15 protein-coding genes and 1 tRNA gene are annotated in these 14,485 nt (G+C 67.3%); 5 read left to right on the top strand and 11 right to left on the bottom strand.

All coding sequences use genetic code 11. The features are described 5' to 3' along the window. Positions 1-21 precede the first annotated feature (21 nt). Positions 22-393: a hypothetical protein gene (locus H536_RS0115825; protein WP_024351405.1), complete on the bottom strand. Its 372-nt coding sequence runs from the start codon at positions 391-393 to the stop codon at positions 22-24. 229 nt (positions 394-622) lie between these two features. On the opposite strand from H536_RS0115825, the gene H536_RS0115830 reads away from it, so the two are divergent. After that, the gene (locus H536_RS0115830; protein ID WP_244495432.1) at positions 623-1,057 is read left to right on the top strand and encodes a potassium channel family protein; all 435 of its coding nucleotides are present in this window, start codon (positions 623-625) and stop codon (positions 1,055-1,057) included. Positions 1,058-1,087: 30 nt separating this feature from the next. Here the strand turns inward: H536_RS0115830 and H536_RS0115835 are convergent, their stop codons facing one another. Then, entirely contained in the window at positions 1,088-1,762 is a 675-nt protein-coding gene (locus H536_RS0115835; RefSeq protein ID WP_202814812.1) for a hypothetical protein, read from the bottom strand. Between the two features lie 219 nt (positions 1,763-1,981). On the opposite strand from H536_RS0115835, the gene H536_RS0115840 reads away from it, so the two are divergent. Genes H536_RS0115840 through H536_RS0115850 form a run of 3 tightly spaced genes read left to right on the top strand, consistent with a single transcriptional unit; the run spans position 1,982 to position 6,282 of the window. Next, positions 1,982-2,692, top strand: coding sequence for an ABC transporter ATP-binding protein (locus H536_RS0115840; protein WP_024351408.1), 711 nt, complete (start codon positions 1,982-1,984; stop codon positions 2,690-2,692). Further along, a complete protein-coding gene (locus H536_RS0115845) occupies positions 2,689-5,061 on the top strand; it encodes an FtsX-like permease family protein (RefSeq protein ID WP_035695113.1) in 2,373 nt (790 codons plus the stop codon). Before H536_RS0115840 ends, H536_RS0115845 begins: the two co-directional genes overlap by 4 nt. A 3-nt stretch (positions 5,062-5,064) precedes the next feature. Further along, complete coding sequence (locus tag H536_RS0115850; protein ID WP_024351410.1) at positions 5,065-6,282, top strand: efflux RND transporter periplasmic adaptor subunit; 1,218 nt, start codon at positions 5,065-5,067, stop codon at positions 6,280-6,282. A gap of 93 nt (positions 6,283-6,375) precedes the next feature. Here H536_RS0115850 and H536_RS0115855 read toward each other — a convergent pair whose 3' ends face one another. The 8 genes from H536_RS0115855 to H536_RS0115890 form a co-directional block, all read right to left on the bottom strand. Beyond that, complete coding sequence (locus H536_RS0115855; protein WP_024351411.1) at positions 6,376-6,609, bottom strand: hypothetical protein; 234 nt, start codon at positions 6,607-6,609, stop codon at positions 6,376-6,378. A 274-nt stretch (positions 6,610-6,883) separates the two neighbouring features. Then, positions 6,884-6,960: transfer RNA gene (locus tag H536_RS0115860), tRNA-Pro, on the bottom strand. Between the two features lie 157 nt (positions 6,961-7,117). After that, on the bottom strand, positions 7,118-7,732 hold the full coding sequence (locus H536_RS0115865; RefSeq protein WP_024351412.1) for a MerR family transcriptional regulator: 615 nt from the start codon (positions 7,730-7,732) through the stop codon (positions 7,118-7,120). A 25-nt stretch (positions 7,733-7,757) separates the two neighbouring features. Beyond that, on the bottom strand, positions 7,758-8,126 hold the full coding sequence (locus H536_RS0115870) for an integration host factor subunit alpha (protein ID WP_024351413.1): 369 nt from the start codon (positions 8,124-8,126) through the stop codon (positions 7,758-7,760). A 105-nt stretch (positions 8,127-8,231) separates the two neighbouring features. Further along, positions 8,232-9,212: a beta-ketoacyl-ACP synthase III gene (locus H536_RS0115875; RefSeq protein ID WP_029703409.1), complete on the bottom strand. Its 981-nt coding sequence runs from the start codon at positions 9,210-9,212 to the stop codon at positions 8,232-8,234. Positions 9,213-9,214: 2 nt separating this feature from the next. After that, positions 9,215-10,288, bottom strand: a complete 1,074-nt coding sequence (plsX, locus tag H536_RS0115880; RefSeq protein ID WP_155898520.1) for a phosphate acyltransferase PlsX — start codon at positions 10,286-10,288, stop codon at positions 9,215-9,217. An 88-nt stretch (positions 10,289-10,376) separates the two neighbouring features. Beyond that, positions 10,377-10,958, bottom strand: a complete 582-nt coding sequence (locus tag H536_RS22715; protein ID WP_024351416.1) for a YceD family protein — start codon at positions 10,956-10,958, stop codon at positions 10,377-10,379. After that, the gene (locus H536_RS0115890; RefSeq protein ID WP_024351417.1) at positions 10,955-11,494 is read right to left on the bottom strand and encodes a ubiquinol-cytochrome C chaperone family protein; all 540 of its coding nucleotides are present in this window, start codon (positions 11,492-11,494) and stop codon (positions 10,955-10,957) included. The genes H536_RS22715 and H536_RS0115890 overlap by 4 nt, the downstream gene beginning before the upstream one ends. Positions 11,495-11,708: 214 nt before the next feature. On the opposite strand from H536_RS0115890, the gene H536_RS0115895 reads away from it, so the two are divergent. Further along, the gene (locus tag H536_RS0115895; protein ID WP_024351418.1) at positions 11,709-12,173 is read left to right on the top strand and encodes an outer membrane protein assembly factor BamE; all 465 of its coding nucleotides are present in this window, start codon (positions 11,709-11,711) and stop codon (positions 12,171-12,173) included. Between the two features lie 85 nt (positions 12,174-12,258). On the opposite strand, the gene H536_RS0115900 is transcribed toward H536_RS0115895, so the two are convergent. Then, entirely contained in the window at positions 12,259-14,409 is a 2,151-nt protein-coding gene (locus tag H536_RS0115900; RefSeq protein ID WP_024351419.1) for a sodium-translocating pyrophosphatase, read from the bottom strand. Positions 14,410-14,485 lie beyond the last annotated feature (76 nt).

Genomic DNA, 14,485 nt, shown 5'->3' on the forward strand with positions numbered 1-14,485 from the left:
CTGCGCCAGGGGCGCGTGCGATCAGCGGTAACCGGCCTTGAACCCGGCGATCGCCTTCAAGGTCGCGGTGGCAATCGCCATGGCCGGGGTGTTGCCGCGGGCCGCCGCCACGGTCTGATCGTCGTGGTGGCCTTCGCCCTCCCGTAGCACGCAGTGCCAGTGCCCGCCAGGACCCGTGCCGCCGCGCAGGATGATGCTCCAGCCCGGAAGGGTCTTGGCGACCATCGCCAGCGCCCCGTCGGCGGACGCCAGGGCGAGGTCCGCGTCCGCGGCGCTCTCGACTGACGACGCATGCTCATGCAGCGCCGTGCGAAGCTCGGCCTCTAGCGCAGCGTCGGTCGCGGTCGCGGCCTCGCACCGGACCAGGATTGCGTTCAGATCGGTCGTGACCATGATGGGCTCCTTCCCCGCCGGCTCCCGGGTTTCGGATCGGGGAACCGGCCAAGGTCACAATGGGGGAGGATCACCCCGACGGGATTGATCTGGCGCAAGCACACGCAGCGATCGTCGCTTTACCCATGGTCCGGGATGCTGCCGTGCCTCGGCTCCTGAAAAGTGGCGGGCCGGCACTGCATCGGCGCTGCGCGCCATCGGATCCAAACGATGCATCGGAGAGACGCTGTTGCTGCTCAATCTCGCCATCGGCACCCTGGTGATCGCGCTCACGGTCCTCGTTCATACGCTCGGCCTCGTCGCGCTCACCCGCGCCATGGCATGGGTGATCCGCGGGCTGAACCTGAACCGCCACGCTCTGGGGCGGTCCCTGTCGATGCTCGGGACGGTGCTCGGCCTGTTCGCCCTGCACACGATCGAGATCTGGCTGTGGGCCTTCGCCTACATGCTGCTGGGCGCCCATCAGAGCTTCGACGAGGCGCTGTATTTCTCGACCTCGACCTTCTCCACGGTCGGCTATGGCGACGTGGTGCTGCTGCCGGAATGGCGGTTGCTGGGGGCGCTGGAAGGGGTCGGGGGCTTCATCCTGATCGGCTGGTCGACCGCCTATCTCGTCGCCGCCTCGACCCGTCACGGGCCGTTCAGGATCGGCGTGCATTTCTGATGCCGCGCCGCGCGACTGGCGGCGGAAGCGTCAGTGCGGCCCGCCGGCCGTCCCCGGATTGAAGGACGGCGCATCGCTGGCCGGAAAGGATTCCCTCCCCGCCTCGTCCAAAAGGTCACCGATCCGGCGCTTCATCTCGGCGGCCTCCTTCGCGGCGGACGTCAGATCGTGGACATGAACGTCCGTCCCGCCATTGCGCCGCATGATGTCCACGGCGCGGGCCTCGTGCTCGGGATCGCGGACATGCGCCCACAAGAGCAGCCCGCCATCGGCAAGCTGTTCTTCCAGGCGCCGCGAATACCGGCGCTCGATCGTCCGGTCGAGGACGCTGCCGAGCGAGCCAGCGATGTAGCCCGAAACCGAAGCGGCCGCGATGGCCGCGGCAAGCGTGCCGCCGGAGGCCAGCATGGCGCCGGCCGCAGCGACGGCACCGACATAGATGAGCATCCCCGCGACCATGCCTTCGGCATCGCCGAGGCTTTCTTTCGAGACATAGGCGACGACCGGAACGGCCGGATCATCCTCCAGCTCGCGCACCGATCTGTAGCGATGGCCGAGCTTCGCTTCGACGGCCGCGCGGCTGGCCAAAAGGCTGATCTCCGCCCGGTCGAAGCCGCCGAGCAGCAGATCGTCGATCGCCGCCTGGAACTGCGTCTGGTCGTGGAACACGCCCACGGCCTCGCGCACCTGTGTCACGTCGTTCATGGCCAATCTCCCTGGTAACGACAGCGCGGCCGGCGCGATGCGGAACGACGCCTAATGTCTGATGCGGCGCATATTCCGCGCGTCCGAACCTGCGGCGCGCCGGGCATCCTGCAGGATGACCCCGACCGCGACGCCCGGCCTTGATCCCGATCAACAGCAGCCTCCGGCGGATTGAGGCAGGTCAAGGTCTCCAGGCTCCGCGGATGCTCGTCTGGCGGCATGACGGACAACGCTGTCTTTGCGATGCAGGACGTCACGAAGGTCTACAGGACCGGCGGTGCGGACGTCTGGGCGTTGCGCGGCGTCAGTGCCGAGCTCGCGGCCGGCGAAGTGGTGGTCATGCTAGGCCCGTCCGGCTCCGGCAAGTCGACGCTTCTCAACATCATGGGCGGGCTCGACCGGCCGACCGACGGCCGCGTCAGCTTCCAGGGCAATGACCTCAGCGGCGCAAGCGACCGCGAACTGACGCTGTACCGGCGCAACCATGTCGGCTTCGTCTTCCAGTTCTACAATCTGGTCCCCAGCCTCACCGCCCGCGAGAATGTTGCGCTGGTCACCGAGATCGCGCGCAATCCGATGACGCCGTCGCAGGCGCTGGAACTTGTCGGGCTGACCGAGCGCCGCGACCATTTCCCGGCGCAATTGTCGGGCGGCGAGCAGCAACGCGTCGCCATCGCCCGGGCCATCGCCAAGCAGCCGGAAGTGCTGCTGTGCGACGAGCCCACCGGCGCGCTCGATTCGGCGACCGGCATCATGGTGCTGGAGGCGCTGACCACCATCAACCGGACCCTCGGCACGACCACCGCCATCATCACCCACAATGCCGGCATCCAGGCGATCGCCCACCGCGTCTTCCAGTTCGTCGACGGGCGGATCGAGAGCACGCACCGCAACGCAACGCGCCTGGCCCCGAGCCAGGTGAGCTGGTGATCCCGGTGGGCGCGCTGGACCGCAAACTCCTGCGCGATCTCATGCGCCTCTGGGCGCAGGGCCTGGCGGTGGCGCTGGTCATGGCCTGCGGGGTGATGACGATCATCATCGCGGTCGGTGCGCACCGGTCCCTGCTGCTGACCCGCGAGGCCTATTACGAGCGCTACCGCTTCGCCCATGTCGTGGCCGAGGCGAACCGGGCGCCGCTGTCGCTCGACAAGGCGATCTTGGAGATTCCCGGCGTCGCCTCCTTCGAGATGCGGATCAGCCGCCGGGTGCTGCTCGACCTGCCGCAGATGCGCGAACCCGCCTCCGGTCAGGTGATCTCGCTCCCCGCCCATGGCGAACCCCGGGTCAATCGGCTGCTGGTGCGTCGCGGCAGGCTCCCCGAAGCCGGCCGGGCCAACGAGGTCGCCGTCAACGAGGATTTCGCCAAGGCCCACGCCTTCCGCATCGGCGACAGCTTTTCGGCGATCCTCAACGGACGCAAGGAACGGCTGCAGATCACCGGAACGGTCCTGTCGCCGGAGTTCATCTACACGATCGGGCCGGGCGACATGGTCCCCGACCCGCGCCGCTATGCCATCCTCTACAGGCCCGGGGACGTGCTGGGACCGGTGTTCGACCGCAAGGAGGCGTTCAACAATCTGGTCCTGCGGCTGATGCCCGGCGCCAGCGAACCGGCGGTGCTGATGGCGGTGGACCGCCTGCTTGAGCCCTATGGCGGCATGGCAGCCTATGGGCGCAAGCATCAGATGTCGCACGCCTTTCTCGACGCCGAGCTGGACCAGCTCGCGGCCATGGCGCGGATCATCCCGCCGATCTTCCTCCTCGTCTCGGCCTTCCTCATCAACATCGTGCTGACGCGGCTGGTGGCCCTGGAGCGCGAACAGATCGGCCTCCTGAAGGCGCTCGGCTATTACGATCGCACGATCGCCTGGCACTACGCCAAGCTGGTGATCGCGATCTCGGCGGTCGGCGTCGCGATCGGCGCCGGAGCCGGAACCTGGCTCGGGCGCGGGCTCGCCCGCCTCTATGGCGAGTTCTTCTCCTTCCCCTTCCTCGTGTTCCAGTCGAGCCCCGACCTCTATGCCATCGCCGCCGGCATCTCGATCGCCGCGGCGCTGGCCGGCGCGATGAAGGCGATCCTGTCAGTCCTGGCGCTCGATCCCGCCGTGTCGATGCGCCCGCCGGCACCGGCGCGCTTCGGCCGGTCGCTGCTCGCCCGTCTGGGACTGGCGAACCTCTTCTCCAAGCTCACCGTGATGGCGTTCCGCCAGTTGCTGCATCAGCCGGTCCGTGCCGCGCTGACCAGCCTCGGCATGGCCCTCGGCGTCGCGCTTCTGGTCACGGCGCTGTTTGCGCGCGACTCGGTCGACTTCATGGTGGAGACGGTGTTCTGGCGGGCCGATCGGCAGCATGCGAGTCTCGCCTTCGGCGAGCCGGCACAGCCCGCCGTCATGGCGGCCGTGCGCCATCTGCCCGGCGTCGTCGCCGCCGAGCCCTATCTCAGCGTGCCGGTCATCCTCAGCAACGGCAACCGGTCACGCCGCCTCGCCATCACCGGAAAGCCGCCGGCGACCACCCTCTCCCGAGTCCTCGACGCGAACTTCGATCCGATGGTGCTGCCGTCCGACGGCGTCGTCATTTCCGAACGCGTCGCCCAGGTGCTCGGTCTGACCCGGGGCGGAACGGCGAATGTCGAGGTGCTCACCGGCCGCCAGATCACGACCACCGTACGGATCAGCGCCGTCGTGCAAAGTTTTCTGGGGCTGGGCGTCTTCATGGACATCGACGCCCTGTCGCGCCTCACCGGCGAGGGACCGCGCGTCGGCGGCGCGCATCTGGCGGTCGACACGGCCGCGCTCGATGCCCTCTACGCGGCGATCAAGTCGACGCCCGCGATCGCATCGCTCGGTCTGCAGACCCTGTCGCGCGACAAGTTCCGCGAGACAATCGACCGCAACATCTCGATCATGACGACCCTCTACCTCACGCTGGCGATCATCATCGTCTTCGGCGTGATCTACAATTCGGCGCGCATTCAGCTGTCGGAACGGGCGCGGGAACTTGCCAGCCTTCGGGTGCTCGGCTTCACCCGGATGGAGGTCTCGCAGGTCCTTCTGACCGAACTCCTGCTGGTCGTCATCCTTGCGCAGCCCCTCGGCTGGGCGCTGGGTGCCGGTTTCGCGATGCTGGTGACGGACGGGTTCGCCAGCGACCTCTTCCAGATCCCGCTGGTGCTGGAGCCCGCCATCTTCGCCAAGGCCAGCCTTATCGTTCTGGCGGCCGCCGCGGGCTCCGCCCTGCTGGTGCGTCGCCGGGTCGACCGCCTCGACCTGATCCGCGTCCTGAAGACGAGGGAGTAATCCATGGCACGCTGGCTCAAATACCTCCTGCTCGCGCTGGTCCTCGCCGGTCTCGCCTTCGCCGCCTACGAGGCCCTGCGCCCCAAGCCGATCCCCGTCGATATCGCCGTCGTGACCACCGGCCCTCTCACCGTCACCGTCGACGAGGAAGGCATCGCCCAGTACCGCGACGTCTACACGGTGTCGGCGCCCTATGCGGCCCGAACCGAGCGCAGCCCCCTGCATGTCGGCGACCGGCTGGTAGCCAATCGTAGCCTGATCGCCACGCTGCATCCGATCGATCCCAGCTTCATCGACATGCGCTCGGAAGGCGAATTGGCCGCCGCAGTCGGCGTCGCCCGCGCGGGGATCGAACTGGCCGAGACCGACCTGACCTTTGCCGCGACGGATCTCAAGCAGGCCGAATCGGAACTGCAACGTGCCGAGAAGCTGAAGGCGACCAACATCATCTCCGCCGCCGCGCTGGAGGCGGCAAGAACCGCCGTCGAACTCAAGCAGGCCGCGCTGCAGCGCGCTGAGAACCAGGTGGCGCTCCGGCAGAGTGAACTGGTGAGCGCCCAGGTGCGGCTGATCCAGCCGGACGACGCGCCCTCGGTCGGCTCCCTCTCCGACCGCTGCGTTCCCCTGCTCTCGCCGACCGACGGCGTGGTGATCTCGGTGCCGGTGGAGAGCGAGGCGGTGGTGCCGGCCGGCACCGCCCTCGCCGAGATCGGCGACCCGCGCCGGCTGGAGGTGGTCGTCGACCTGCTCTCCTCGGACGCGGTCCGGGTGCGCGAGGGCGCCACGGCCATCATCGCCGACTGGGGTGGACCCGATCTGACGGCCAAGGTGCGCCGCATCGAGCCGACCGCCTTCACCAAGGTGTCCGCCCTGGGCATCGAGGAACAGCGGGTGAATGTGCGGCTCGACATGGATCCGACCGACGCCGAGACGCCGCTGCCCGGCCACCGCTACCGCGTCTTCGTCAGGATCGCGCTCTGGCAGGCCGACGCCGTCCGCCGGGTGCCGCTCGGCGCGCTGTTCCGCTCGGGCGACGCCTGGAATGTATATGTGGTCGAGGACGGCCGCGCAGTCATGCGGCCAGTCGACATCGATCACCGCGACGACGCGATGGCCGAACTGCGGGACGGCGTGCCGGAGGGCGCGCGGGTCATCCTGTTTCCCAGCGACAGCGTCACCGACGGCGTCAGCGTCGAGTCCCGCGATGCGGATGCGCTTTGAAGGCTGAAGATGCGATGCCGGGACGCTGCGTCCGAGAATACGCGTCACATGAGTTTGCCGAACGGTGCTGCGCCGTCCGGCACGCTGCAACGGTCAATCGCCGGTCTGCGAGTCCTGCGGGGACACGACGACGCTGTCGGTCTGTTCGGACGTGGTCCGGGTGGAATCCGGTTCCAGCGTATCGCCATCGGGCTGTGTCGAATAACCGATCGCTCCGACGATGAAATAACCGACCACGATGAGGAAGAGACCGGCGATCAGGATCAGGAGGACGGGACGCCCCCTGCTTCCCTGCCGGGCCTCGGTCGAACTGACTTTCTTGACCATGCGTGCTCCGCTTCGTGTTCCAACTCAAGGGGTGAAACAGTGCGTGGCGCGATAGGTTGCGGATCGATTGGCGAGCACATTGCCGCATGCCCGTCGCAGACTGACCGGCCCCGCCTCGACACAACCGCCCGGACAATGACGGACGGGCTGGCGGCACGCGCGATTGCGCAGGCGATGGCGACGCGCAAAGGGACAAGCCCAAGCGCCGCGCCGTGAACGGCACGGACAGGCCGTGTCGTCTCAGAAATCATGCTGCGATGTCATGTGGGAAAGCTGGTCGGAGCGAGAGGATTCGAACCTCCGACCCCCTGAACCCCATTCAGGTGCGCTACCAGGCTGCGCTACGCTCCGACTGCGTCACTCCTAGAGGCCGGACGCTTTCGGTGCAACAGGAAAATCGGCGCGAAAGCGCCATCGTCTGATGTCGATCGGCGGCGCATGCGGGTGGCCCGGAACGCGGCGGCGGCGACGCGATGGTAGCCCCGCAATCGCGGCCCGTACCGGCCGATCAGCGGACCTGATCGAGCAGGCGCTTGCACTCGAGAAGTTCGAGAATCACGTCGTCGAGGGCGGCGATGCTTTCGGCCGGAAGCCCCATGCCGGCATCCGCGGCAGGCTCGCGATAGCGCTTCAGGAAACCGCCGCGCGGCTTCGCCGGCTCGTCCGGCTCCCGGATCTCGGGTTCGGGAGCGGCCATGGGCGCCGGCGCGGCCTCGGCCGCCGATGGCTCGGGCAACGGTTCGGTGGCGATCAGATCGAGATCGTGCAGCGGCGGCTGGGGCGCCTCGGCCGCGGGCGCGGCGGCAGCGGGCGTCCGGCCAGCCTGGATCTGGGCCAGCGCCGCCATGTCGCCGGTCCCTATGGCAACGACGAAGCGCGGACCGTTCTCCCTGAGGATCCGCTGCACGCCCTTGATGGTGAAGCCCTTGACGTAGAGCAGGTAGCGGATGCCGCGCAGGAGCTCGACATCGTCCGGCCGATAATAGCGGCGCCCCCCGCCCCGCTTCATCGGCTTGATCTGCTGGAAACGGGTTTCCCAGAACCGCAGCACATGCTGAGGCAGGTCGAGTTCGTCAGCGACCTCGCTGATGGTCCGGAAGGCGTCGGCGCTCTTGTCGGTCATGGTCGCAATCGTCGAGCCGTTTCGGCTATTCGGCCGCCGCGTTCAGCATGGCCATGGATTCGGTCTCTTTGTCGGCGCTGCCGCCGTCCTGGCGCTGCACATGCGCCTCGACGATCCGGTCCTTGAGGACGTTGGAGGGCTTGAACACAGCAACGCGGCGCGGAAGGATCGGCACTTCTTCGCCGGTCTTCGGATTGCGGCCGATCCGCTCGTTCTTCTCGCGCACCAGAAACGACCCGAAGGACGAGATCTTCACCGATTCCCCGCTGGCGATCGTCGAGCACATCTCGTCGAGGACCATTTCCACCAGCTGCGCCGACTCGGTTCGCGACAGCCCGATCTTGCGAAAGACGGCCTCCGAAAGATCCGCTCTGGTGAGAGTTCTCTCTCCCATCAATGTCCCCTAACTTTGCCGGAAGACCGCAGGGCGAAACATGCGGGCAGCGCCTTGTTCGTTGCGAACATTAACGAAAACAGCATGTGAATCAAGGATCGATGTCTACCAGCGGATCAGAACTGCCCCCCACGTAAACCCGCCGCCCATCGCCTCCAGAAGGACGAGGTCGCCGCGCTTGATCCGGCCGTCCCGCACGGCCGCGTCGAGCGCCAGCGGAATCGAGGCGGCGGAGGTGTTGCCGTGCTGATTGACGGTGATCACCACCTTTTCCGGCGCGATTCCCAGCTTGCGTGCCGAGGCGTCGATGATCCGGCGATTGGCCTGGTGCGGCACGAACCAGTCGACGTCGTCCGGGCCGATGCCGGCCGCCGCGAAGGATTCCTCGATGACGTCGGTGATCATTCCGACCGCATGCTTGAAGACCTCGCGGCCCTCCATGCGCAGCTTGCCGACGGTGCCGGTGGTGGACGGGCCGCCATCGACATAGAGCTTGCCCTGATGGGAGCCGTCCGAGCGCAGCTTGCTGGTGATGATGCCCTGGGCCGACCCGACATCGGCCGCGTCCGCGGGCACCGCTTCCAGCACCACCGCGCCGGCGCCGTCGCCGAACAGGACGCAGGTCGAGCGGTCTTCCCAGTCGAGAATGCGCGAAAAGGTTTCCGCGCCGATCACCAGCGCCCGCTTGGCGGCGCCGCCCTTCAGATAGAGATCGGCGGTCGTCAGCGCGTAGACGAAGCCGCTGCACACCGCGTGGACGTCGAAGGCGAAGCCATGGGTGATGCCCAGCTTGTGCTGCACCTGCACGGCGGAGGCCGGAAAGGTGTTGTTCGGCGTGGCGGTCGCCAGGATGATCACGTCGATATCGGCGGGTGTCAGGCCGGCCGCGTCCAGCGCCTTGCGGGCCGCGCCCTCGGCGAGCGACACCGTCGTCTCACCCTCGCCCGCAATATGGCGCGCCTCGATGCCGGTGCGCTGGCGGATCCACTCGTCGGAGGTCTCGACGATGCCGGCGAAGTCCTGGTTGCGCATCGTGCGTGCGGGCAGAACGGAGCCCGTGCCGCGGATCACGGATCGGATGGACATCGTCATTGACTGCTGCTCTCGGGGGGCGCCGGTACGTCGTCGGACACACGCAGGTGAAAGTTTTCCAGGTCGGCTTCGATCTTCTCGCGCAGGCCGTGCCGGGCCATCGCATGGGCGAGATCGATCGCCGCCGCGATGCCTTCGGCGTCGGTCCCGCCATGGCTCTTGATGACGATGCCGTTGAGGCCGAGGAAGACGCCGCCATTGACCTTGCGCGGATCCATCTTGTCGCGCAGCCGCTGGAAGGCGCTGCGGGCGAGCAGATAGCCGGCGCGGGCCATCCAGGTCCGGTTCATCGCCGCCTTCAGATAGGCGCTGATCTGCCGGGCGGTGCCCTCGGCGGTCTTCAGGGCGATGTTGCCGGTGAAGCCCTCGGTCACCACCACGTCCACGGTTCCCTGTCCCAGATCGTCGCCCTCGACGAAGCCGCGATAGTCGATACCCGGGATCGGCGTCTCCTTGAGCAGGCGCCCCGCCTCGCGGATCTCGTCCTGGCCCTTCACCTCCTCGACGCCGATATTGAGGAGGCCGACCGTCGGCCGCTCGACGCCGAAGAGCGCGCGCGCCATGGCGCCGCCCATCATCGAGAAATCGATCAGCTGCTGGGCGTCGGCGCCGATCGTGGCGCCCACGTCCAGAACGATGCTCTCGCCGCGCAGGGTCGGCCAGATCGCCGCGATGGCCGGGCGCTCGATATTGGCCATGGTGCGCAGGCAGAATTTCGCCATCGCCATCAGGGCGCCGGTGTTGCCGGCCGAGACCGCGACGTCCGCCTCATGGGTCTTCACCGCCTCGATGGCGCGCCACATGGACGATTTGTACCGCCCCTGCCGCAGCGCCTGGGACGGCTTGTCATCCATGCGGATGGAGATCTCGCAATGGTGGAAGGTCGAGGCCGCCTTCAGTTCGGGATGCTGGTCGAGCACCGGCAGCACCGCCTCGCTCTGACCGAACAGCACGAACCGCGTGCCCGGATGCCGCTGGAGCGCGATGGCAGCTCCCGGCAAGACGACGGAAGGGCCGTGGTCGCCGCCCATGGCGTCGACCGAAATCGTGATACCAGTGTTTGAAATCAATGGTCTCTCGCCTTTGCGCACGGCGTCCTGGCCGCGCGGCGCGAAGATATCGGTTTACGCGTGAACAGCAACCGCCGAATTGAAACAGTCATTCGCCCTTGGCGTCCTTGGTCTCGCGCGGCACCAGGGTGGTGAGCACGTCGAAGGCCGAGCGGACGCCCGCCTTGGGGTCGGGATCGGTGTCGACGGCCTCGAAGGCGACGTCGGATTCGCGCGGATAGGGATCGAGCCCCAGCGACACCGCTTCCATCAGGAACGGCCCGACGTCGATCTGCGGTCCACGGAAGGTCTCCGGCGGGTCCTCGCTTTCCAGATCGACATGGATCTCGTTCTCGCCGGTCTGGGGCACCGGCGCCAGCCGCGAGCCTTCCGGCACGAAGGTGGTTTCGAACGCCTCGTTCAGCGCCTGGCTGACCGGCTCCAGCGTCACGACGCTCTCCTGGACCAAGGTGGCGCGCAGGCTGCCCTTCACCTTCACCCCTTCGCCGCGCCAGCGCGAGGCGGTGAGGTCGGCCCGCAGCTCGCGAACCTCCAAGATATCGAGATGCCGGGCCAGCGCGGCACGCTCGGCCTCGTTCGCCTCGTAGTGGATCTCGAGGCCGTCGCGCGGCAGCTTCTCGGCGGCGATGTGAAGTCGGATCGGGTCGGGCCCGGTCTGCGGATTGCTCATGGTCTGGTCCCTGGTTGGAGCGTGCCGGCCAGGATCGTCTCGGCCGCGATCGCTCCAAATCGCTCGTTTTCCGCCATCATGTAGGTCGCAAGGCGCGCGCTTGCATCCTCCGGCGCATCCGCCGGCACCGCCCGGCCTTTCAGGCCAGCCGAAAGGGCCGCCGCGTCGCCAGCGTCGAGCGCGGCATCATAGACCGACACCCGCTCGTAGAAGACGCCGGCCAGCTTGCGCATGCGCTTGGGCACGGACGGATCGCCGACGCCGAGTTCGCGGATCGAATCCTCGATGTCGGTGATGAAGCGATCGACCACCTCCTGCGCCAGCGGCCGCAGGGTCGGCTCGTCCCGGCAGCGCCGCAGGAACAGGAAGACGTGCACCGACAGCGCCTCGAAGCGTCCCATCACCGTGTCGGGAATAGCGCAGGCGAGATAGAGGTCGTCCTGGCGCGACCGGATCACCAGCGCGGCGTAGAGATCGTCGACGACCTCGCGGTTGCGCGCCTTGAGACGACGGTTGGCTCTGAAACGTTGAAACATTGCTGGGCCGATCGATGGCTACACTGCCACGGGCGGTGCCACAGCGCCGGATCGATTGCAACGCTCCCGCAGGTGCTTTACCAAAACGCATCCGCCGCGCTCGCGCGTCAGCCGGAGGCGTCCGCTTGCGGACATCCCGCCGGCCGGCACTCCCGCGTCGCGGCAACGGACCTGCCAGCCGCGTATCGGCGATGGCCTCAAGGAGTAAGACAGCGTGAAGCCTTCCGTCCGACTCAAGCGCCCTCTCCTCGCCTCGGCCGCCGTTCTGGCCGCACTGGCCCTGTCGAACTGCACGACCAGCGAAGTGCTGACCCAGGGCTACGTGATCGACGAAAAGACCGTCGAACTCGTGCCGGTCGGCTCGAGCCGCGAACAGGTGCTGCTGGCACTGGGCTCGCCCTCGACCACGGCGACCTTCGACAACGAGGTGTTCTACTACATCTCGCAGAAGCGGGTCCGGCCGGTCGCCTTCATGAAGCCGCAGCTCGTCGACCAGCGCGTCCTATCGGTCTATTTCGACGGCGAGGGCCGGGTCGAGCGCATCGCCAATTACGGCCTGCAGGACGGCCAGCCCTTCGACTTCATCTCGCGCACCACGCCGACCGGCGGTCAGGACCGCACCTTCCTCGGCCAGATCCTGTCCGATACCGGCAGCGGCTCGCCGGGCCCGAACCTCTAGGGTTTGCCGAGACCGCTACCGCGTCACCGAAAAGGCCCCGCAGGTTTTCGCCTGCGGGGCCTTTCTTGTTTCGGCTCAGCCGCGATCAGTTGTGCGCCAGCACCGCGAGCAGCAGCAGCGCGACGATGTTGGTGATCTTGATCGCCGGATTGACCGCCGGTCCGGCCGTATCCTTGTAGGGATCACCCACCGTGTCGCCGGTCACCGAGGCCTTGTGGGCGTCGGAGCCTTTCTCGTGACGCACGCCTGCGCTGTCCACGAAGCCGTCCTCGAAGGACTTCTTGGCATTGTCCCAGGCCCCGCCACCGGAGGTCATCGAGATGGCGACGAAGATGCCGGTGACGATGACACCGAGCAGCATCGCGCCCACCGCCGAGAACGCCTGGCTCTTGTCGGCGATCAGATAGACGCCGAAATACACCACGATCGGCGCGAGCACCGGTAGCAGCGACGGCACGATCATCTCGCGGATCGCCGATTTGGTCAGCAGGTCGACGGCCCGTGCATAGTCCGGCCGCTCGGTGCCGGCCATGATGCCCGGCTTCTCGCGGAACTGCCGACGCACCTCGTCCACCACAGAGCTCGCGGCGCGGCCGACGGCTGTCATGGCAATACCGCCGAACAGGAACGGGATAAGGCCGCCGAGCAGCAGACCGACCACGACGAAGGGGTTGGTCAGGGCGAAATCCGGTTCCACGCCCCGGAAATACTCGAAGCCGTTGCCGGCATTCGCCTGCTCGACGAAATAGGCCAGATCGTAGTTGTAGGCCGCGAACAGCACCAGCGCGCCGAGACCGGCCGAGCCGATCGCGTAGCCCTTGGTGACCGCCTTCGTCGTGTTGCCGACAGCATCGAGCGCGTCGGTGGACTTGCGGACATCCGCCGGCAGGCCGGCCATTTCGGCAATGCCGCCGGCATTGTCGGTGACCGGACCGAAGGCGTCGAGCGCCACGATCATGCCGGCGATGCCGAGCATGGCCGTCACGGCGATGCCGGTGCCGTAGAGCCCGGCAAGCTGGAAGGTCGAGATGATGCCGGCGACGATGACGATCGTCGGCAGCGCCGTCGATTCCAGCGAGATGGCAAGGCCCTGGATGACGTTGGTGCCGTGGCCCGACACCGACGCCTCGCTGATCGAGCGGACCGGCCGGAAGCCGACGCCTGTGTAGTACTCGGTAATCCAGACGATCAGGCCGGTCACCACGAGGCCGATGATGCCGCAGACGAACAGGTTGAGACCGTTGATGGTCATGCCCGACGCTGCTTGACCGATGTCGCCGAAGCCGATGGTCGCCCAGGTGGCGACGGCGATGCCGACGATCGACAGGAGCGTCGTCGCCCACAGGCCCTTGTAGAGCGCGCCCATGATCGAGCCGTTCGAACCGAGACGCACGAAGAACGTGCCGACGATCGAGGTCAGGATGCAAGCACCGCCGATCGCCAGCGGGTAGATCATGACGCTTTCGATGATGTCGGTGCCGGCGAAGAAGATCGCGCCGAGCACCATGGTCGCGACGACGGTCACGGCGTAGGTCTCGAACAGATCGGCTGCCATGCCGGCGCAGTCGCCGACATTGTCGCCCACATTATCGGCGATGGTCGCCGGGTTGCGCGGGTCGTCCTCGGGAATGCCGGCTTCCACTTTGCCGACGAGATCGCCGCCGACATCGGCGCCCTTGGTGAAGATGCCGCCGCCGAGGCGGGCGAAGATCGAGATCAGCGAGGCGCCGAAGCCGAGCGAGACCAGCGAGTCGATGACCGTGCGATCGGACACGTCGAGGCCGATCCAGACCGTCAGGACGTAGAAATACACGGTGACGCCGAGAAGCGCGAGACCGGCAACCAGAAGGCCGGTGATGGCGCCGGACTTGAAGGCGATGCCGAGGCCGAGGCTGAGCGAGCGCGAGCAGGCCTGCGCCGTGCGCACATTGGCCCGGACCGAGACGTTCATGCCGATAAAGCCGGCCAGACCGGACAGGACCGCGCCGATGACGAAGCCGACCGCCGCGTAGATCGACAGGAGCAGCGCGGTGACGATCGCCACGACCACGCCGACAATGGCGATCGTCGTGTACTGGCGGGCGAGATAGGCCTGGGCACCTTCGCGGATGGCCCCGGCGATTTCCTGCATCCGGGCATTGCCCTGGTCGGCCGCAAGGACCGATCGCGTCGCCCAGCCCGCATAGGCAAGAGCCAGCAGCCCGCACAGGGCCACCACTATGAGAATTGTCGGCATGCTGTCCCCTCGATCCGTGCCGGTTTGGTCCGGCAATCTTCGATTGTTCTGCCGAAGACGGGGAAGGCTCCCCGCC

Origin of the sequence: Aurantimonas coralicida DSM 14790 (genome assembly GCF_000421645.1) — a bacterium.
GTDB classification, from domain to species: Bacteria; Pseudomonadota; Alphaproteobacteria; order Rhizobiales; family Rhizobiaceae; genus Aurantimonas; species Aurantimonas coralicida.